Consider the following 20,035-nt stretch of genomic DNA (forward strand, 5'->3'; position numbering starts at 1 on the left):
GACCTGCACTGCGGATCCCTTCGCTCGCCGAGCTGGTTTGCCGAAAGTTGTCTCGGAACGGTTATACCCATTCAGAGTCCATCGGACGCCCGGTTCACGCAAGTCCGCGATCTCGATCACATCTCGCCGGCTACGCCCTCGTCGCCGAGGTCGGCGCGGGCAGTTCCAGATTCTCGCGGTAGGTCGCGCCCAGATAATCGGTGTCGAGCAGCTTCCGGCGACGCAGCTCGGGCAGCAGACCGTTGACGACGAAATCGTGGGTGCGCTCGTCGGTGAACCCGCCGAGGGAGATCACGTCGAGCACATTCGCCCGATAGCGCTCCTCGATCGCGTCGGCCAGCTGTTCGGGCGTGCCCGCCGCCGCCCAGTGGCCGGTGTCCTTGGCGGCGATGACGAGTTCCCGCAGCGTCGCGCCGGAGGCGGCGAGCTTGGCGAATATCTCGACCCGCCCACGGCGCCGGTGCACCGAATCCAGTTGCGGCAGCAGCGTTTCCGGAATGGGTTTGTCCAGCGGCAGCTCGGACAGGTCGATGCCGCCACCCAGCATGTCGGCCAGTTGCCGGCGCCCCGCCTCGAAATCGGTGGCTTCCGCGGCCTCGCGAACCAACCTGCGGGCTTCTTCCTCCGTCGCTCCGTAGGTGGCGTGGAAGGAACTGAAGATGAGCGGAAGCCCGTCCGGCCTGCCCAACTCGGTGGCGCGGGTGCGGATCTTCTTCGTATAGGTGATCGCGTCCTCGAGCGTCGAGAGCGAGGTGAACACCACCTCCGCGAATCGTGCGCCGAGTTCGACGCCGCCCGCGGATTGACCGGCCTGGAACTGCACCGGCCTGCCTTGGGGCAGCGGCGGGATGTTCAGCGGGCCGCGGACGGAGAAATGCTGTCCGGCGAAGTCGATCGGCCGCACGAGCGTTTCGTCCAGGATCGCGCCCCCCGCGCCGTCCGGCCGCAGCGCGCCCGGTCGCCAGCTGTCGAACAGCGCGTTGACCACCTCGATGGATTCCGTGGCGCGCGCGTAGCGCTGCTCCGGGCTCGGTAGATCGCGGTCGCCGTAGTTCTCCTCGCCCAGCGACGAGGTCACCGCGTTCCAGGCCGCGCGGCCATTGCTGATGTGGTCGAGCGTGCCGAAGAGCCGGGCCAGGTTATAGGGATGATGGAAGGTCGTGGACACGGTGGCGATCAGGCCGACATCGGTGGTCACCGCGCCGAGGGCGGCGAGCTGGATCAGTGGTTCCTGCGCGCCGATCGCCCCCTGGGCGCCGAAACCGAGCAGGTCCGCCGCGAAGATCGCACCGATCTTGTTCTGCTGTGCGATCCGCGCGATCCGGATACCTTCCTCGAGCGTGGAACGGGTCGGGTCCAGTGCCGCGGCGTACACATCGCGCGATCCGCTGACCCCGGTGACGGTCTTCAATTTCCGACGTTCGCTGCCCATGCTCGACAGTCCAGCAGGGCACTGGGCGAGCGACCATGGTTGCGCTCAACCGAATTCGATCGACCGCGGAAATGTTGCGCCCTATTCGCCCGGTCACGCTATTGATCTTGAATCGATCCAATTTCATCAGCGACGGAGAGATTGCTACCATATTGCAATGTTTGCGCCAGGTCCCGCGTTGCTCGAACTCTCGGCGCAACGACAATTACAGCAGTTGAACACCGAGTTCGGAGCACCCGCGGCTGCCGTCGCCGCGCTGGTACCCGGACTGTCCGCCCAGCTCGACCAGCATGCCGCCGCGGTGCGCGACATTCTCGATCTCGGCGTCGACGATTCGGCCCGGGTGCCGCTCATCATTCTGCTCGCCGGTTATGTCCGCGGACTGCTCGACCATTTCGCCGAGCGGGCCGACGGGTTCTTCGCGGGTGCGCCGGACAACTGGCACGACGCCGACTGGCTGCAGTTACGCCTGGCCGCGGTGTGCGCGTACGCCGCCGACTGATACCCCACCGACGACATCGGCGCACCGCCACCCGAAGGTGACGGTGCGCCGATGGCCGTTGATTACCGCACGTGATTACCGCACGGTTTCGCCGCCCCAGCCCGGCTCTCCTCCGGGGTAGGTCGCGCCGGGCGTGACCCGCGCCTGCTCGGCCGCACTCGGCGCCACCTGCTCGCCCTGCCGCAGGGCGTCCTCACGGCCACGCTGGTAGGCCTGGGCATGCCCCTTCATCGCGGGCATCTCCGATTCCAGGTTGCCGAGCCAATTGCTCCAGCGCTGTTCCATGGGCCTGACCAGGCCGCCACCGACGCCGACCACCAGGATGCCGCCGATGGTGGCGAGCACGGCGATCAGGACCGGGGTGGTCACCGAGGTCGCCACACCGATCTGGTTCAGCGCGGCGATGATGCCGATACCCCAGATGAACACCGCCGCGATCCGGCCGAGCATGTGCCCATAGGACAGCCCACCGAGCGCGTTGGAGACGAGATCGCTCACCGCGTGAGCGATCGCCGCGGCGATCACCACGATGACGATCGCGACCACCGCCTTGGGCAGCCACGCCACGATGCTGGTGAGCAGCGCACTGACCGGGTTCGGCCCGAACACCGCGAAACCGATCTGCAACGCGATCAACAGAATCGCGTAATAGGCGATCTTGGCGATGATGTCGGAGGCGTCATATTTACTGCGGGACATCATTTTCCGCAGTTCGCCACGTTCGACGAGCTTGTCGAATCCGACACGTTCCAGCACCGCGTTCACGATCTTGGCGACCACCTTCGCGATGATCCAGCCGACGAGAAGAATGGCGACGAATGCCACCGCTTTGGGGACGAACTGCGCGACCGAACTCCATGCGTCGGTCAAGCCCTGCTGGAAATCTATCGCAATGACGGAGGTATCCACGGCCTATCCTTTCGCTCATTCCGATCAGTGCGGCTGAATTGCCGATGCACCTGTTTTTGCTGTTTACCCAGGTAATTCTCATCGAATCCGCACAGTTGCGATAAATTTGCTCACGGCCGGTCAGAGCCACTGTGACCCACGGATCTCGGTGGGGGCTCGCGCTCGGCATGCCGGCGGCCGCACAGTTGCGCCGGACAGGGAGGCCACCGCGGCGGTGCTGGTCGGCGTGCCGATCGGCGCCGGTCCGAAATTCGGTTGCCCGGTTCTCGACCGCTTCCTAGAGTCGGTCGCATGTCGTGCCACTACTTCATTCGTCTCCGCTACAACCGGGCTCTGGCCCGCTAGCGGACGCGGATAACTTCATCGGCGTCCACCGGCGCGCCCAGGGCCCTTCGAGACTCATTCGACTCGAAGACCCGAAGGGGCAACTGCCGTGGCGCAGGATTTCGCACATCGAAACTACTCACACACTCAGCGCAAGGTCACCGGCAAGAGTGGCGGTCGGACCGCCCGTGACCACGCGAGAAGAACACTGTCCCAGAACTTTCTGGTGGATCGTGCCGCCGTCGACTCGATAGTGGCGGTGGCCGATCCGGCGGGAACAGTTCTCGAGCCCGGTGCGGGCGAAGGCGTTCTCACGCACGCACTGGCTCGCCGGGGCGCTCAGGTCACCGCGTACGAGATCGATCCACTGCTCGCGGCCAAGCTCTCGGCACGAACCCGGTCCGAGGACGGAATCCGCGTCGTCCGTGGCGATTTCACCAAGGCCAGGGCTCCCCGTGAGCCGTTCGCCGTGGTGGGCAACATCCCGTTCTCCGTGACCGCCGAGATCGTCGACTGGTGCCTGACCGCACCGGCCCTGACCTCGGCGACACTGCTCACCCAGCGCGAATACGCCCGCAAACGCACCGGCGACTACGGCCGCTGGAGCCTACTGACCGCGACGACCTGGCCGTGGTTTTGCTGGGAACTCCACGGGCAGGTACCTCGCCACAGCTTTCGCCCGGTCCCGTCGGTCGATTCGGCGATCTTGCGGATCACCAGGAGACCGGAACCACTTGTGCGACAACAGGATTCCTACACCGAGCTGGTGCGAACCGGCTACTCCGGTATCGGTGGCACGGTACGCGCTTCGCTGCGTACCCGCTACCGAGGCGTCGACGAAGCGCTGACCGCCACCGGCATCGACCACAACACTGTCGTCGCCTATGTCCACCCGGACCAGTGGGTGGATCTGCACTCGATGCTCACCTGCTGACGGGAGTCGGTGCTGCCTTCATTTGTGCGGGCAGCACCGACTCCCCCATGCCGCGCTGTCAGGGGATGACGACCGGTCCGGTGAGCGGTGACGGGTCGTCGGCCCAGCGGTGGCCGATCTCGCGGGGGGTGATGTGCTCGTCGGTCCATGCGATCAGCAGCTGTGCGACCTTGTCGTGCATGGTGGTGCGGAGCCGGTCGAAGGAGGTATCCGGGACGTCGTCCACTTCGCCGAGCAGCAACCACCACGCCCAGGCCACCGCACCGGCGTTGGCGACGAAATCGGGCAGTACCGGGACGCCGCGGGCGGCGAGCATGGCTTCGGCTTCCGGGGTGGTGGCGGCGTTCGCGGCTTCGACGACGACGCGGGCCCGGATGTCGTAGGAGTTGTCCGGCGTGATCGCATACGAGATCGCCGCGGGCACAAGGATATCGACGTCGGTGGACATCACGGCGCCGCGCGGCATCTCCTCGATGCCCGCGGGCAGGCGGGACCGGTCGATCTCGCCGTAGCCGTCGCGCAGTTCCAGCAGCGCCGGAATGTCGAGACCCTCGGCGCAGTACAGGGTGCCCGCGGCATCGGCCACCGCGGTGATCTTCATCCCGGCCTCGTGCAGGTAGTACGCCGCCGCCCCGCCCATGGTGCCCACGCCTTGGATCGCGGCCGTCGTGTCGGCAGGCGCCTGCCCCCACTGCACCGCCGCGGCCAGACAGGCGTGCGCGACACCGAAACCACCGATGACGTCACCGAGCAGGAAGCCGCCGTCGACCGCGGCGTTGAGCCCGCTGCGGACCCGCGCCAGCGTCGCCGCCGGGTCGGCGGAGCGCCGGATCGCGGCGTGGAAGCTCTGGTCGAGGTCGAGCTTGTCGAAGACCGTGTCGATCAGGTGCTGCGGAACCCCCAGGTCCTCGGCGGTCACCCAGTGCGTGTCGAGCCACGGGCGCATCGCCTCACAGAACCGCTCCAGCACGTCCACCGCACGCGGATCCTTCGGATCGAAGTCGATCCCGCCCTTGGCGCCGCCGATCGGGAGGTCGAAGGTGGCGGTCTTGTTCGCCATGCCGCGCGCCAGATCCTCGACCTCACGCAGCGTGCAACCGGCGCGCATCCGGGTGCCGCCGGTGGCCAGGCCGCCGCGCAGGGTGTGGACGACAAGGTAGCCGACCGCGTCGGTGAGCGAATCCGTCCAGTGCAGACGCAGGTACGGCTCGCAACGACGGTTCGCGGGAGTGATGGCCGGGTCCGCCGATGTGCCCGCAACGCCGTGCGTCACCTGCGGCGTACCTGTGGCCGGGTCCAGCATCGTCATGGTGCCCACCTCCTCATTCGTCGTGATCGCCCGTGGCGGACCTCGTCGTCCCCGGTAGCACCAAGCCTGCGCGGCCCCTGGCCGCGCGTCTATTTACGGTTCGTTCACGGCACCCTTCACGGTTCCTGCACAGTGCATACGCTCGGTGCTATGGACCTGTCTCTGGCCCGCTTGCGAATGTTGCGCGAGCTACACCGCCGCGGCACCATCACGGCCGCCGCGGCCGCTCTGCACTACACCGCGTCGGCGGTCTCCCAACAGCTCGCGCAGCTCGAACGCGACGCGGGCACCCGGCTGTTCGAACGACGCGGGCGCCGAGTGCAGCTCACCGACCTCGGGATCGTGCTGGCCGAGCACGCCGAAGAGATCCTGGCCGCGGTCGAGCGCGCGACTCAGGCGCTCGAGGAAGCGGGCGGATCGGTGACGGCGAAGATCACCGCCGGAGTGTGGGCGTCGGTGGCCTCCGGCCTGCTCCCCGACGCGCTCACCACCCTCGCCGCCTCACACCCGGGCATTCTGGTGCGCACCACCGAACTCGCGCCGGAATCGACGGCGGCCGCGGTCCGTGACGGCACGCTGGACCTGTCGTTCGTGCTCGACTACTCGAACTATCCGATGACCTGGGACCGTGGCCTGGAACGCGCGATCATCGGCGTCGAACGGATCCACGCCGCCGTCCCGGCCGGCGCGGTACCCGCCGCAGGCGTGACCCTGGCCGAGTTGTCCGAGCATCCGTGGATCATCGCGCCCGCCCGATCGCACTTCGGGCACGCGGCGCGGCTGGCGTTCCAGTCCGCCGGGCTGCGGCCGCGCATCGACCACGAGCTGGAAGAGCAGGCGACCTCGATGGCGATGGTCGCGGCCGGACTCGGTGTGACGCTGGTGTCGGATCTGGGTCTGGCGTTGCGCCCACCCGGGGTGGACATCGTCGCGCTCGGCGACGCCCTCACCCGCACGGTGTCGCTGGCCTACCGCACCAACTCGGCGGGCCGGGCAGCGCTGCTGCTGGTGGTGGACGCGATCCGGACCGCCGCGGCGAAGAAGGGACTCGCCCCCGATATCCGCACCGCACCCACCGTGCGCCGGACCTCAGATGCTGCCGGTGCTCAGGAAACCGAGTAGATCGTGGCGGGTGATAACGCCGACGGGCTTACCGTCTTCGACGACCATCAGCGCGTCGGAATCCGACAGTGCCTTGGTGGCGGTCGAGAGGGGCTCGCCCGAGCCGATCAGCGGGAACGACGGGCTCATGTGCTGGGCAACGGAGTCGGTGAGATTGGCGCGGCCTTCGAAAACCGCCGAGAGCAGGTCGCGTTCGGTGACGCTGCCCGCGACCTCGCCGGCCATGACCGGCGGCTCGGCGCCGACGACGGGCATCTGGGAGACGCCGTATTCGCGCAGGATCTCGATGGCGTCGCGCAGGGTTTCCGACGGGTGGGTGTGCACCAGGTCGGGCAGGGCGCCGGACTTGCCGCGCAGCACGTCGCCGACCAGCGGTTCCGGGCCGGCTTCCAGCGGAGTCTGGAGGAAGCCGTAGGAGCTCATCCACTTGTCGTTGAAGATCTTCGACAGGTAGCCGCGGCCACCGTCGGGCAGCAGCACGACCACCACGGCGTCGGGATCACGGCGGGCGACCTCGATCGCGGCGACCACGGCCATGCCGCAGGAACCACCGACCAGCAGACCTTCCTCACGAGCCAGGCGCCGGGTCATCTCGAAGGAGTCCGCGTCGGAGACGGCGATGATCTCGTCGGGGATCGACGCGTCGTAGGCAGTGGGCCAGAAGTCCTCGCCGACACCTTCGACCAGGTAGGGGCGGCCGGTGCCGCCGGAGTACACCGAGCCCTCCGGATCGGCGCCGATGATCTTGACCTTGCCGCCGGACACTTCCTTGAGATAACGGCCGGTGCCCGAGATGGTGCCGCCGGTGCCGACGCCCGCGACGAAGTGGGTGACCTTGCCTTCGGTGTCGGCCCAGATCTCGGGACCGGTGGTCTCGTAGTGGCTGTCGGGGCCGCCCGGGTTCGAGTACTGGTTGGGCTTCCAGGCGCCCTCGATCTCCCTGACCAGGCGATCGGAAACGTTGTAATAGCTGTCGGGGTGCTCCGGCGGCACGGCGGTCGGGCAGACCACGACCTCGGCGCCGTAGGCACGCAACACGTTGCGCTTGTCCTCGCTGACCTTGTCCGGGCACACGAACACGCACTTGTACCCGCGCTGCTGGGCGACCAGCGCCAGGCCGACACCGGTATTCCCCGAGGTCGGCTCGACGATGGTGCCGCCCGGTTTCAGCAGTCCGTCCTGCTCGGCGGCGTCGATCATCTTGACCGCGATCCGGTCCTTGGAGCTGCCGCCCGGGTTCAGGTATTCGACCTTCGCGGCCACCAGGCCCGCGTTGGGGCCGACCACCGAGTTCAGCCGAACAAGGGGGGTGTTGCCGATGAGATCGACGACATGATCCGCGATGCGCATGGTGCCGAGGGTAGCCGAGCACTTGCGCCCGACGCCGAGCGGAGGGGCGCCCACCAGGCCGCAAGTGGCCGACATCTCCGTTCATCGCGATCTCCGTCGTAGAATTTTCGAATGTGAGCGCACCTCGAATCAGCTGGCGAACGGCGGCCGTGACCGGAGCGACTACGGTGCTCGCCGGATCGAGCGCCGGAACTGTCTCCTGGGCGACGTATCGATTGCTGATGACGCAGGCGGGTGCGGCGCGCGCGGTGATCGGCCGCGATACCTCCAAGCCGCCCGAGGCCGATGGCGTGTACGCGCCGGGCGCGAGCCTGCCGGAACCGTGGCGTAAGACGACGCCGGTCGACCTGCACCTGATGATCTTCGGCGACTCCACCGCGGCCGGGCTCGGCTGCCTCGGCGCCGCCGATGTGCCGGGGGTGCGGTTGGCCCGCGGGCTGGCCGAGGCCACCGGCCTGCGCATCCGGTTGAGCACCAAGGCCATCTCCGGCGCCACCTCGAAGGGCTTGGCCGGACAGGTCGACGCGATGTTCGTCGCGGGGCCGCCGCCGGACGCGGCGGTGATCCTGGTCGGCGCCAACGACATCACCAAGAAGCACTCCATCCGGGCCTCGGCGCGCAGGCTGGCCGCCGCGGTGTCGCGGCTGCGCGAGGCCGACGCGCTGGTGGTGGTCGGCACCTGCCCGAACCTGGGCACCGTCACCGCGATCCAGCAACCGCTGCGCACCATCGTCGCGAACTGGAGTGTGCGGCTGGCCAAGGCGCAGACGGTCGCGACCACCATCGCGGGCGGCATCGCGGTGCCGATGGGCTCGCCGCTGGTCGCCTCGGAGTTCCGCGCCGCGCCCGAAATCCTCTTCGCCACCGACGGATTCCACCCGTCCGCGGCAGGCTACGAATTGGCCGCCGCGCAGCTGCTTCCCGTGCTGATCGCCCAGGTGCGCGACCGCCCTGCTCTTCCCGTCGCGCAGCTGGAGACGTAGATTCGAGAATGACCGGCATGTAAACAGCCGTTCACGTCGAACAACGCGAAAAGGAGTCCTCATGCCCGAGGCCGTCATCGTCAGCACCGCCCGTTCCCCCATCGGCCGTGCCGTCAAGGGGTCACTGGCGGGAATGCGCCCGGACGACCTGACCACGCAGATGATTCGTGCCGCGCTGGCCAAGGTGCCTTCGCTCGACCCGACGCAGATCGACGACATCATCCTCGGCACCGGCTCTCCCGCCGGTGAGGGCGGCTTCGGCATGGGCCGCATCCTCGCCATCCAGCTCGGCCTCGACGTCGTCCCTGGCACCACCGTGCAGCGCTACTGTGCGTCGTCGGTGCAGACCACCCGGATGGCCTTCCACGCCATCAAGGCAGGCGAGGGTGACGTGTTCATCTCCGCCGGCGTGGAGACCGTCTCGCGCTACGCCCGTGGCTCCGCCGACAGCTCCCCCGACACCAAGAACCCCGAGTTCGCCGAGGCCGAGGCCCGCACCGCCGAGACCGCCCAGGGCGGCAAGGGCGCATGGCACGACCCGCGTGAAGACGGCCTGCTCCCCGACGCCTACATCGCGATGGGCCAGACCGCCGAGAACGTCGCGTCGCTGACCGGCATCTCGCGCGAGGACCAGGACCACTGGGGCGTGCGCTCGCAGAACCGCGCCGAAGAGGCCATCAAGGCCGGTTTCTTCGAGCGGGAGATCACCCCGGTGACCCTGCCCGACGGCTCGATCGTGAGCAAGGACGACGGCCCGCGCGCCGGCGTCACCTACGAGGCGGTCAGCCAGCTCAAGCCGGTGTTCCGTCCCGACGGCACCGTCACCGCCGGTAACTGCTGCGCGCTCAACGACGGCGCCGCGGCGCTGGTGATCATGAGCGACACCAAGGCCAAGGAGCTGGGCCTGACCCCGCTGGCCCGCATCGTCTCCACCGGTGTCTCCGGCCTGTCGCCCGAGATCATGGGCCTCGGCCCGGTCGAGGCCGTCAAGCGCGCGCTGGCGATCGCGGGCAAGTCGGTCTCCGACATCGACCTGTTCGAGATCAACGAGGCCTTCGCCGTGCAGGTGCTCGGTTCGGCACGTGAGCTGAAGATCGACGAGGACAAGCTCAATGTCTCCGGCGGCGCGATCGCGCTGGGCCACCCGTTCGGCATGACCGGTGCCCGCATCACCACCACCCTGCTGAACAACCTGCAGACCTACGACAAGCAGTTCGGCGTGGAGACCATGTGCGTCGGCGGCGGCCAGGGCATGGCGCTGGTCATCGAGCGTCTCAGCTGAGACAGCAGACCCAAAAAAAGCGGCCCACCTCATTGAGGTGGGCCGCTTTCGTGTCGTCGATCAGTCGCGCTGGAAGTAGCTCAGCAGGCGCAGGATCTCGACGTAGAGCCAGACCAGGGTGATGGTGAGGCCGAGGGCGACACCCCAGGCGGCCTTCTCGGGGGCCTGGGCGCGGATCAGCTGGTCGGCGGCGTCGAAGTCGAGCAGGAAGCTGAACGCGGCGATGGCGATGCAGACCAGGCTGAACACGATCGCCAGGGCGCCACCGTCGCGCAGGCCGAAGCCGCCGTCGGTGAAGAAGCTCGCGATCAGGTTGCCGACCATCAGCACCAGCACGCCGACCATCGCACCGATCAGCATGCGGGTGAAGCGGGGGGTCACGCGGATGGCGCCGGTCTTGTAGACGACGAGCATGCCGAAGAACACGCCGAACGTGCCGAGCACCGCCTGGCCGATCAGGGCGCTACCGCCCACACCGCCGAATTCGGTGTCGGTGAACATCAGCGACAGCGCGCCGAGGAACAGGCCCTCGAAGGCCGCGTAGGACAGCACGATGGCCGGGTTGTCCATCTTGCGGCCGAAGGTCGCGATCAGGACGAGCACCAGGCCGACGATGGCGCCGCCGATGACGAACAGTGGCGCCAGCGACGGGTTCGCGCTGGACAGCGCGAAGGAGATGATCGCCGAGACGGTCAGCACCGCGAGGGTGATGCCGGTCTTGGTGACCACGTCGTCGATGGTCATCGCGCGGGTGGCAGGGGCCTGCTGGAATTGCTGGCCGTACTGCTGCCCGTATTCGCCGTACTGCTGGTTGCCCAGCTGGCCCGCGCCGGCTACGCCCGAACCGAAGTTCGCGTAACCGCCGACACCCTCCTGGCGGGGAAGGTTCTTGAACACCGGATTCGATGAGGTACGCACCGTGCGCCTTTCTTGGAGTTACGAGTCGCTGTACAAGCTCCAACTGCCCTGTTCAACGCGCCACGATCGGACAAAGTTCCCAGCGATCCGGTCCAGGACCACACCGCCCGCCCGATCGGACAAATCGGACTCTACCGCTTTCGGGTCGCCCTATCGTTGTACGTCGCGCAGACCACGAACGGACCGCGTGACCGTGAACTTCTGGTTCCGGCCGATCACATCGGTGCGCCCGACCATCCGCTCCACTACGCCGCGATAGTTCAGGTGCGAGTTGTATACCGTCCACAGTTCTCCGCCGGGCCGCAGCACGCGGCCGGTCTCCACGAACATCTTGATGGCCGAACCGGTGTGCACGGCCGCGCCGACATGGAAGGGCGGATTGCACAGCACCAGGTCGGCGCTGTTGTCGGCCGCCGAGGACATGGCGTCGTCACGGACCACCGTCACCCGATCGCCGACGCCGTTGGCCTCGGCGGTGGCCCTCGCCGAGGCGACGGCGGCGGCGGACTGATCGGTGCCGACCACCCGGATGTGCGGGCGCGACTTGGCCAGCGCGACCGCGAGAATGCCGGTGCCACAGCCGAGATCGACGGCATCGCGCGCGTCGGGCTTCATCCGGTCCATGTGCTCGAGCAGGAAGCGGGTGCCGATGTCGAGGCGCGAGCCCGAGAAGGCCGCACCGAACGCGACGACATCGCCGTCGATCTCGATGACGTGCTCGCGCACCGGGAACCGGGGTTCGCCCACCGGCAGTGGTTCGCCGACCACGAGCACACGCGACTTCTGCCGACCCCGGCCCGCGCGGACCTGCGCGAAGAATTCGGCGAGTATCTCGTTCATGGCCGGAGTGAGGTACTTGTCGCGACCGCCCGCGAACACCACCACATCGTCGGCGGCGTAGCGGGCGATGGCCTCGGCGATCTCGGCGACACCCGACAGCATCCGCGGCAACCGCATCACGACCACGCGCGCCCCGGACAGCAGGTCGGCGTCGAGGGCGTGGGCGGTGTAGCGATCGGTGAGACCGAGGGTCTTGGCATTGGCCGCCAGCGCCGATTCGCCGGTGATCAGGTCCTGGTGCACGCGAATACCGGCGAGTCCGTGCTGCGCGGCGATCCCGAGGGTGAGCGCGCCGTAGGCGTCGCCGATCACCGCAACCTCACCGCTACCCGCGGCCGCGAGGGCATCGGCGGCTGTGTCGAGGATCAGTCGGTCGGCGGCGTCGACGGCATAGAGGTTCGGCGCCTCCACATCCGGATACCGGCGTAGTCGGTCGAATACGTCCTCAACACTGTCCACCCGGCAAGTGTGCTAGATCGTTGCCCCACCGTCACATCCGGCCCCGGTATCGACCGGCGAGGTAGCTCCGGACGGGTCGTCGTGGGATGTATTTCACTGAGCACTAACAGGTTCCATCGATTCGCGACGGCCTGGCAGATCGCTCCGGATTCGCCGGCCTCACGAATTTCGTTGTTTCCCAATGCTTCGCCGAAGGCCACCACCCGGCCCGCGCCGGAACCGATCACCGCAGGTCGCGCTAACCGCGGAACTGGTACGCGTTCACCGAAAATCCCGGCCCCGACCTGCGCGCATCAACAGCAACAGCTCCCATTTCGAAGTAATCAGCAAACTTTCGGTAGCCCGAACACGCCCCGTGTTACTTCGCCCACCACGCCGCTGTCCCTGCGTAGCATCAGCCTCATGCGCAACGCCCTCGTGTTCGTGCTGATCGCCGCGGCCGCGGTGTCGGTATCCGGCTGCGGCACCGACGACGCACCGGCCGCCGCGCCGCCGACTACAAGCACCACCAGTACGTTCGCCGATGCCACCGGCGAAGTGCCGACCGACGCGAGCCCGAAGTCCGGCGCGGCCTCCCCGGGCGCGGCACTGACCGTCACCGATATCCGGATCGGCAGGCAGCCCGGCTTCGACCGCGTGGTCTACGAGCTCGGCGGCACGGGGTCCCCCGGCTGGCAGGTGGCCTACACCGACAGCGCGGTGCAGGACGGCAGCGGCAAGACCGTCGACGTGGCAGGACGCGCGATTCTCGAGGTGCGCATTCTCGGCTCGGCGTATCCGTTCGACTCGACCGTTCCCCCGTTCGCCGGGCCCGATCCGGTGACCGATCCGGGCGCGCCGACCATCACCGGTGTCTACAAGAAGCTGGTCTACGAGGGCGTCACCCAGTCGTTCATCGGCCTCGACGCCGACCAGCCACCGTTCTCCGTCACCGCTCTCGCCGATCCCCCGCGCCTGGTCGTCGACATCGCCACCCCGTGATTCCTACCCCTACCGGGTATCACGCCGGCGATCGCTAGACTGGTCGCCGTGATGGACCAGCAGCCCGCGCGCGCACCCGGCATTGCCAGGGCGCTCGCCGTGCTGATGCTGCTCGCCGGGATCGTCGCCATGCACTCAGCGGTCTTCGGCACCGCGCACGCGAGCGACAGTGCGCACGGCCCGCAGGCTCCGGTCGCCACCGACCACTCGGATCCGCGTCCGGCGGCGGCTCCGACCGGCGAGCACGCCGGGGTCCTCGCGATCGACCACTCCGGCCAGGACATCTCAGTTCTCGCCGGAGCTCCGTCGACGGACTCGACGGTGCTCATCGCCGCCCCGGCCGACCCGCACACAGGCTGCGGCGCGGCGGGCTGTGATGAGCACGCCGCCGTCCACGCCTGCGTTTTCGTCCTGGCCGCACTCGCCATCGCACTGACCCTGGTCCTGCTCTACCGCCTCGGCGACACCTCCGAAGCCGCTCGGCAACCGTCGACGGCATGGCGCGGCCGACGCGAACGCCCACCACCGTGGACCGTCCTCACCCTGTCCCAACTGGCGATTCTGCGGATCTGACAGGCACGGCACCACGCGTGCCCTGCCAGTTTCGACACCTCACCCGAATCCCCAGGAGGATCACCATGTCCATCAGCCGTACCCACGTCCTCGTCGCCGCTGCCGCCACCGTCTTGTTCGCGGCGGGTTGTAGCGACGACAGCACCACCACGCACACCACCGAGCACTCCACCACCACCACCTCGACCAGCGCGGCCGCGAGTACCGACTTCAACGATGCCGACGTCACCTTCTTGCAGATGATGTACCCGCATCACGCGCAGGCCGTCGAGATGGCGAAGATGGTGCCGAGCCACACCCAGAACCAGCAGCTCATCGCACTGGCCGCCCAGGTGGAGAAGGCACAGGCGCCGGAGATGCAGCAGATCACCGATCTGCTCGCCGGTTTCGGCAAGCCCGCGCCGAGCGCGACCGAAGAGCACGGCGGGCACGATATGCCCGGCATGATGACCGACGCGCAGATGAGCAGTCTGCAGGCCGCGAACGGCGCCGATTTCGACCGGCAGTGGCTGGAGATGATGATCGAGCACCACGAGGGCGCGGTCGGGATGGCCCAGACCGAGCTGAACGTCGGCGTGAATCCGCAAACACGCCAGCTCGCGACGGCGATCGTGGCCGATCAAGAGGCTGAGATCGCCACCATGCGCGGCATGCTCGGACAGAACTGACCGGGTGCGGCGCCGGGCCCGACACCCCGGCGCCGCGTCTCGGTTCGTCATCGAAATCGTCACCGCGACCTGACGTCACCCGGAAGTTGCCAGTACGGTCGATATGTTCGGCTCCGGCCCAACCGGTGCCTGCAATCTCGAGGCAGGAGAGAGAAATGCGAGTACTGGAACGGCTGGGGCTCGGAACCGCGTTCGCGGCCACCGCGACCGGAGTGATCTTCCTCGGCGCCTGCTCCCAGCAGGTGCCGGGCACCGCCGAGGTGAACCAGAGCGAGCTCGCCTCGTACACCTCCGAGGTGGCGGCGTCCTCCGCGGCGGCGTCGTCGTCGAAAGCGGCGAAGATCGAGGCGGCCAACGACACAGCGTGCGACGGCCTGCGCTCGGCCAACAAGACCTCGGTGACCTCGTTCAACGCCTACATCGCGGCGTCCAACGATCAGGCACCCGATGCCGACGCCAAGGCCACGGACGCGGTCACCACCCTGCGCAATAGCGCCAAGGACCTCGACCGCAAGATCACCGCCGATGTGATCACCGATCTGTCCGTGCCGCTGCGCGCCTACATCGAGAAGACCAATACCCTCGCCGACACCCTCGAACGCCGGGCGCCCACCGACGAACTCAACGGCGTGATCGATATTTTCAACACGTCCAAGGACGAAGCGATCGCGGTGTGCACGCCGTACGGCAGCTGAGTTCCCTCGTAACAAGAACGTGATCGTTCACGATTCCCCTCCGGACACACCATCTGGAGGGTTGCGTGCAGGGCTATCTGAAATACGTTGTGGCAGCGACGATTACCGTGATGACCCTGATTTCGGGGGCATGGCTCCCGAGTCCGGCGACGGCCGACCCGGTCACCGCGAAGCAGTGTGAGGTCACCACCGGCCGCACCCCGCAGTCCGCGACACCGGCCGAAGCCGCGCTCGACCCCGCCGTGCTGGCCGCCGCCATGGCGCGGGCCACCGACGTGACCCGCTTCAACATCCAGCTGTACCGCAACAACTGCCTGATCGCGACGGGCCCGCGCAACGCCGAATCCGGTGGGGTGGCGTGGAATCTGTGGAGCGGGACCAAGAGTGTCGTGGCACTCGTCGCCGGGGCCGCCGTCGACGAGGGGCTGCTGCGGATCGACGAGCCGATCGGCCGCTATCTGCCGCCGGGTCTCGGCGACGCCGCGCACCGGGAGATCACCGTGCGCAATCTGCTCACCGAGTCCTCCGGCATGGAAGTCGCCGTGGCGGCGGAGGGCGCGACAGGGCTGGCGCAACTCGATCCCAATGTCGTCGCCCAGGCACTCGCGATGCCGATCGAACGCCCGCAGGGCACGATGTTCCGCTACAGCCAGCGCGCGGTGGACCTGCTGGTCTACGTGGTGCAGCAGGCGGTCGGCGAGGATTTCCAGACCTTCGCGCAGCGAAAGCTGTTCGACCCGTTGGGCATCACCCGCAGCGACTACTACTGGGCCCGCGATCGTGCCGGAAACACCTACGGCCACGCGCATTTGATCCTGCCGCCGGACGACTTCGCGAAACTCGGTCTGCTCGTGGGCAATCGAGGTCGCTGGAACGACCGGCAGGTGATCTCCGAGGACTACATGCGCGCGGCCGTGTCACCGTCGCCGAGCATGCCCTGCTACGGCTTCCTGTTCGTGATCAACGGCGCACCGTGCCGGCTCGAGTTCCCCGGACTGCCCGACGACGCCGTGAAGATGTCGGGCATGCTGCGCAACGACAGCTTCATCGTGCCCAGCCTCGGCCTGGTGCTGAATTGGACCGGTGTCGCGACGGTGGGCAGTTCGACCACCTACACCCACGACGTGATGCGCACGCTCGTCTCCGCGTTCCGCGACCAGCAGATCCCCGATCCCGGCGAGTATCGGGAACGTCCCGATGTGAGCGTGACCGATCCGATGATCGCCCGGCCCGATGCCTTCTTCGGCACGCTCGGCGTCGGCCCGTACGCCTACCCCGGTTGCAACTTCCTCGACTGCCTCGGCGAAACTCCGAAGGCCCCGTTCGCGGATTCGCCACCGGGATGCGTCATCCTGGGATGCGTCGGCACCGACCCGCGCACACCGGGAATCCGCTGATCCGGGTGTAGATCTCTGGGCACCTCGGCGCCGGTCGCGTATTCTCGTTTCCACCGGATAGGACCAGTAGGGACCGGTCGGCCTACCAGGAAAAAGGAGCCACTGGCGATGCCCGCACCGCTGCGCGACAGCGCAGTGCCCAAACACGAACAGCTGCGCGCGATCCTGCTGCAGAAGTGCACGCGCGAGCTGCAGCCGGGCGACCTGCTGACCAGCGAGCGCAATCTGATGCAGGACTACGGCGTCAGCCGGATCACCGTGCGCGAGGCGGTCGGTCAGCTGGTGAACGAGGGATATCTGGTCCGGGTTCGCGGCAAGGGGACTTTCGTCGCGCACCGGCCCGTGCAGTCGCGGCTGCACCTGGCCTCGTTCACCGAGGAGATGCGCGCGCTCGGCCACCATCCGACCACCCTGGTGCTCGTCGCCGAGGAGGCGATAGCGCCCGAGGCCACCGCCCGCGCGCTGCGTCTGCCGCAGGGCGTGCTCGCCTATCACGTGCGCCGATTGCGCCTGGCCGACGACGATCCGGTCAGTGTCGACGACGCCTGGTTCAACCCCGAACTGGTGCCCGGCCTGATCTCGCACGACCTCACCGGCTCGATCTACCGGACCACGGCAGACCGCTACGGCAGACCGATCGAACGCGCCGTGCAGACGGTCGACGCCCAGGCCGCCGAGGCCGGTGTCGCGGCGCTGCTCGGTGTCAAGAAGGGCGCTCCCGTACTGCATTTCGACCGGGTGTCGTTCAGCGCGGAGGTGCCGATCGAGCACACCCAGAGCTGGTACCGCGCCGACCGCTACCGCGTTCAGATGGAAGTGGGCCAGCGGCCACAGGCGTAGCGGACCACGCCGATCTGGTGTGAAATCAGCGTATTTCAGTTACCGTCTGGGAGCTATCACAGCGAAGCTCTCGGAGGTATCACCCATGTCCATCCGTCAAACCACCGCCGCCAGGGCAGGCCTGCTGGCCGCGCTCGCCGCGGGAACCCTGCTCGGCGCCGCCGGCACCGCCAACGCGGTCGGCAGCGCCGACTGGGATCTGCTCCCCTCCGGTTCGGTCGTGATCGGCCCGCCCACCGGCAGCTCGATGGGCTCGGTCGATGTCGGTAGCGGCACCGGCTCGTTCGACGCCGACCTCGGCTCCAGCGCCCCGCCGCCGCCTTCGACGGGCTCGGCCGCGCTGCCGATCTTCGGACGCTGACCCGTCCCCGCGCCGCCGTGGCCGACTGATCGGTCACGGCGGCCGGTGCCCCGGTCGCTTGGGGCACAGCCTGTTTCGAATCGGGAAAACCGGGCATGCGGCTATTGTGGGTGCCCGCCGGCATTCCACAGTCCCGACACCGAACAAGGTGAGATCTGATGATTATTCTCGGCGCAATTCTTCTCATAGCTGGACTCGTTTTCGGCATCCCCCTCCTCACCACGGTGGGAGTCATCCTCCTCGTGGTCGGCCTGGTCCTGGCATTGGTCGGTAGCACCGGGCGTGTTATCGGCGGCCGTCGGCACTACTACTGACCATGCGCAGAATCCGTCGAACCAGAGGACCAGTCATGGCAGGCAGTAGTTCACGCATCATTTCGATCGTTGTGCTGGTGTGGTTACTGATCGGAATCCTGGCCGCGGGCCAACGCGGCTACTACACCGAACGCGATCAGAACTGCGCGACCCTCGGCACCATCGCGGTGACGATCATCGCGGGCCCCTTGAACTATGTGGGCGCCAATCCGAAGGTCGATGACTGCGACCTACCTCAGCCGAGCTGATGGATGCCGCCGTGGCCGAACACTCGGCCACGGCGGTCAATCCGGCTGACGCGGCCAGTGCTTTCCGCTGTCGGAGAGCGTGGCCGGATCTGTGCTGTACATGCCACCCGCGCTCGGTCGCACCGGTGTGAATTCCGACCGGTTGTCGCCGGCTTCCGCTTCGGCCAGCCCGACCACGATCACCAATCCGGTGACCACCAGCGACACCGTCGCGATCAACGGCAGCAGCAATTGCACCGGCGTGACACCGTCCACCACGGTCATCGGTTCACCATGGTGCACGCGCATCGCCGCCATCGCCGTGTAGTGCATGCCGCACACCGCGATTCCCATGACCAGCGCGGCGCCCGCCGTCATCAGCAGGCCACGCACGTGCAACATGAACCACAGCGCCGCCGTGGCCGCGACCACCGCGACCACGAGCGACAACGCCATCAGCGCCGGCTCGTATTCGATGACAGCCTGGGTGCGCATCGCCCACATCCCCAGATAGTGCATGGCAGCCACCCCGAGCCCGGTGATGGCGCCACCCATCGGCAGCGTCACCCACTCGTTGCCGCCCCCCGTGACGACGGTGAGCCCGATCAGCACCACCACGATCGCGATGACCGCGCTGAGCAGCGTCAACGGCACGTCGTAGCGGATGACCGCACCGTCGATGCCGAACCCGAGCATGGCCGTGAAGTGCATGACCCAGATGGCCGCGCCGCCCAGCGCGACCGACGCCGCGATGAGCCACCCGAGCGGTGCGGACGACGCTTTGGCGTGCACCGCGCACCGCAGCCCCAATACCGAACCGATGAACGACAGGCCGAAGGCCAGTACCGGATTCATCCAGCCATTGTTGAAGTGCTCGATATGAAGCACACGCGTTCCCCTGATCTACCCAACGCATTTCGACAGTGGGCTAGAGACTAATCCACAAGCGCAGACAGAACGCGGAGACAGAGAATTCCACGAAACCATTGCAATGCGAAATACTCGCTATCAAGAAATACGAACCGGTCGGAATTCCTGCGAGTCATTCATTCTGCGAACGCGCACGGATCAAAGCGGCCAGCCGATCCAGGGATTCCTGGTTGCGTGCCGAGAAGAGCAGATCTTGCGCCAGGCCGGGGATCAACTGCGCGGGTCCGCGGGCGGCGCGTTCGACCATCCGGATCGTGGTGTGCCCCGGGGATTGTTCGACGAGCGTGAGCGTGATCCATGCCGAGCCGACCGACCACAGCCGCGCCTCCAGCTCCAGCCGGTGCGGCGGGTCGATCGCCCGCACCACCGTCGTATCGCTGATCAGCACCGGCCACAGCCCGAATCGGTAGTGGATGCGGCTGCCGATGGCGGGCCAGCCGGGGTCGACCTTACCGATGTGCGAGGCGCCGACCACCCAGCTCGCGTAGAGCCAGCCGTCGGCCAGGGTCGCGAACGCCCGCTCCGGCCGCACGGGCACGGTCACCTGGGCTGTCAGCACGTCTGATTTCCTCGTCCGTCGCGGGAGTCCGGTCACCACAGCCTAATTGGTGTCGGGGTCCGCCGCCGGACGTGTTCGCACCGGCCCGGCGGGCACGGCACGCCGAACCCGCGACGATGCGGGAAA

Annotated in this window: 22 protein-coding genes; 14 read left to right on the top strand and 8 right to left on the bottom strand. The window is 67.6% G+C overall.

The features are described 5' to 3' along the window. Positions 1-130 precede the first annotated feature (130 nt). Positions 131-1,432: an NtaA/DmoA family FMN-dependent monooxygenase gene (locus ACWF99_RS17760; protein WP_452536823.1), complete on the bottom strand. Its 1,302-nt coding sequence runs from the start codon at positions 1,430-1,432 to the stop codon at positions 131-133. Between the two features lie 157 nt (positions 1,433-1,589). On the opposite strand from ACWF99_RS17760, the gene ACWF99_RS17765 reads away from it, so the two are divergent. Next, complete coding sequence (locus tag ACWF99_RS17765; RefSeq protein ID WP_452536825.1) at positions 1,590-1,934, top strand: DUF6401 family natural product biosynthesis protein; 345 nt, start codon at positions 1,590-1,592, stop codon at positions 1,932-1,934. Between the two features lie 75 nt (positions 1,935-2,009). Here ACWF99_RS17765 and ACWF99_RS17770 read toward each other — a convergent pair whose 3' ends face one another. Continuing rightward, positions 2,010-2,843: a membrane protein gene (locus tag ACWF99_RS17770; RefSeq protein ID WP_452536827.1), complete on the bottom strand. Its 834-nt coding sequence runs from the start codon at positions 2,841-2,843 to the stop codon at positions 2,010-2,012. Between the two features lie 433 nt (positions 2,844-3,276). On the opposite strand from ACWF99_RS17770, the gene erm reads away from it, so the two are divergent. Beyond that, positions 3,277-4,101, top strand: coding sequence for an ErmE/ErmH/ErmO/ErmR family 23S rRNA (adenine(2058)-N(6))-methyltransferase (gene erm, locus ACWF99_RS17775; RefSeq protein WP_452536829.1), 825 nt, complete (start codon positions 3,277-3,279; stop codon positions 4,099-4,101). Positions 4,102-4,159: 58 nt separating this feature from the next. On the opposite strand, the gene ACWF99_RS17780 is transcribed toward erm, so the two are convergent. Further along, positions 4,160-5,410: a Glu/Leu/Phe/Val dehydrogenase dimerization domain-containing protein gene (locus tag ACWF99_RS17780; RefSeq protein WP_452536831.1), complete on the bottom strand. Its 1,251-nt coding sequence runs from the start codon at positions 5,408-5,410 to the stop codon at positions 4,160-4,162. 150 nt (positions 5,411-5,560) lie between these two features. Here ACWF99_RS17780 and ACWF99_RS17785 point away from each other — a divergent pair, with 150 nt between their 5' ends. Beyond that, positions 5,561-6,532, top strand: coding sequence for a LysR family transcriptional regulator (locus tag ACWF99_RS17785; protein ID WP_378636219.1), 972 nt, complete (start codon positions 5,561-5,563; stop codon positions 6,530-6,532). Here the strand turns inward: ACWF99_RS17785 and ACWF99_RS17790 are convergent. Continuing rightward, positions 6,500-7,882, bottom strand: coding sequence for a cystathionine beta-synthase (locus tag ACWF99_RS17790; RefSeq protein ID WP_378636216.1), 1,383 nt, complete (start codon positions 7,880-7,882; stop codon positions 6,500-6,502). The genes ACWF99_RS17785 and ACWF99_RS17790 overlap by 33 nt on opposite strands. Before the next feature lie 113 nt (positions 7,883-7,995). Here ACWF99_RS17790 and ACWF99_RS17795 point away from each other — a divergent pair, with 113 nt between their 5' ends. Further along, positions 7,996-8,865, top strand: a complete 870-nt coding sequence (locus ACWF99_RS17795; RefSeq protein WP_378636213.1) for an SGNH/GDSL hydrolase family protein — start codon at positions 7,996-7,998, stop codon at positions 8,863-8,865. 61 nt (positions 8,866-8,926) lie between these two features. Next, positions 8,927-10,147 carry an acetyl-CoA C-acetyltransferase gene (locus ACWF99_RS17800; RefSeq protein WP_378660691.1) on the top strand — a complete coding sequence of 407 codons (1,221 nt, stop codon included), beginning with the start codon at positions 8,927-8,929 and terminating at the stop codon, positions 10,145-10,147. Between the two features lie 60 nt (positions 10,148-10,207). Here the strand turns inward: ACWF99_RS17800 and ACWF99_RS17805 are convergent, their stop codons facing one another. Together ACWF99_RS17805 and ACWF99_RS17810 are read right to left on the bottom strand one after the other, a co-directional pair. Then, positions 10,208-11,065: a Bax inhibitor-1/YccA family protein gene (locus ACWF99_RS17805; protein WP_378636207.1), complete on the bottom strand. Its 858-nt coding sequence runs from the start codon at positions 11,063-11,065 to the stop codon at positions 10,208-10,210. Positions 11,066-11,215: 150 nt separating this feature from the next. Further along, positions 11,216-12,364, bottom strand: coding sequence for a class I SAM-dependent methyltransferase (locus tag ACWF99_RS17810; protein ID WP_378636204.1), 1,149 nt, complete (start codon positions 12,362-12,364; stop codon positions 11,216-11,218). Positions 12,365-12,766: 402 nt separating this feature from the next. Here ACWF99_RS17810 and ACWF99_RS17815 point away from each other — a divergent pair, with 402 nt between their 5' ends. From ACWF99_RS17815 to ACWF99_RS17855, 9 genes are all read left to right on the top strand, one after another. Next, on the top strand, positions 12,767-13,345 hold the full coding sequence (locus ACWF99_RS17815) for an AMIN-like domain-containing (lipo)protein (protein WP_452536834.1): 579 nt from the start codon (positions 12,767-12,769) through the stop codon (positions 13,343-13,345). A gap of 48 nt (positions 13,346-13,393) precedes the next feature. After that, positions 13,394-13,918, top strand: a complete 525-nt coding sequence (locus ACWF99_RS17820) for a DUF6153 family protein (protein WP_452536836.1) — start codon at positions 13,394-13,396, stop codon at positions 13,916-13,918. 65 nt (positions 13,919-13,983) lie between these two features. Next, positions 13,984-14,586 (top strand): DUF305 domain-containing protein, encoded by a 603-nt coding sequence (locus ACWF99_RS17825; RefSeq protein WP_452536838.1) that lies wholly within the window; start codon positions 13,984-13,986, stop codon positions 14,584-14,586. Between the two features lie 155 nt (positions 14,587-14,741). After that, positions 14,742-15,281: a hypothetical protein gene (locus tag ACWF99_RS17830; RefSeq protein WP_378636192.1), complete on the top strand. Its 540-nt coding sequence runs from the start codon at positions 14,742-14,744 to the stop codon at positions 15,279-15,281. A 110-nt stretch (positions 15,282-15,391) separates the two neighbouring features. Then, a complete protein-coding gene (locus ACWF99_RS17835; protein WP_452536840.1) occupies positions 15,392-16,678 on the top strand; it encodes a serine hydrolase domain-containing protein in 1,287 nt (428 codons plus the stop codon). 108 nt (positions 16,679-16,786) lie between these two features. Beyond that, positions 16,787-17,518 carry a GntR family transcriptional regulator gene (locus ACWF99_RS17840; RefSeq protein WP_378993109.1) on the top strand — a complete coding sequence of 244 codons (732 nt, stop codon included), beginning with the start codon at positions 16,787-16,789 and terminating at the stop codon, positions 17,516-17,518. A gap of 85 nt (positions 17,519-17,603) precedes the next feature. Beyond that, positions 17,604-17,879, top strand: coding sequence for a hypothetical protein (locus ACWF99_RS17845; protein ID WP_378636183.1), 276 nt, complete (start codon positions 17,604-17,606; stop codon positions 17,877-17,879). A gap of 158 nt (positions 17,880-18,037) precedes the next feature. Further along, positions 18,038-18,193, top strand: coding sequence for a DUF6131 family protein (locus tag ACWF99_RS17850; protein WP_378636181.1), 156 nt, complete (start codon positions 18,038-18,040; stop codon positions 18,191-18,193). 35 nt (positions 18,194-18,228) lie between these two features. Then, positions 18,229-18,441: a hypothetical protein gene (locus tag ACWF99_RS17855; protein ID WP_378660670.1), complete on the top strand. Its 213-nt coding sequence runs from the start codon at positions 18,229-18,231 to the stop codon at positions 18,439-18,441. A gap of 36 nt (positions 18,442-18,477) precedes the next feature. Here the strand turns inward: ACWF99_RS17855 and ACWF99_RS17860 are convergent, their stop codons facing one another. Then, a complete protein-coding gene (locus tag ACWF99_RS17860) occupies positions 18,478-19,275 on the bottom strand; it encodes an MHYT domain-containing protein (protein ID WP_452536843.1) in 798 nt (265 codons plus the stop codon). Positions 19,276-19,462: 187 nt separating this feature from the next. Continuing rightward, a complete protein-coding gene (locus ACWF99_RS17865; RefSeq protein WP_378660664.1) occupies positions 19,463-19,909 on the bottom strand; it encodes an SRPBCC family protein in 447 nt (148 codons plus the stop codon). Positions 19,910-20,035 lie beyond the last annotated feature (126 nt).

It is taken from the genome of Nocardia sp. NPDC055002 (genome assembly GCF_053608825.1).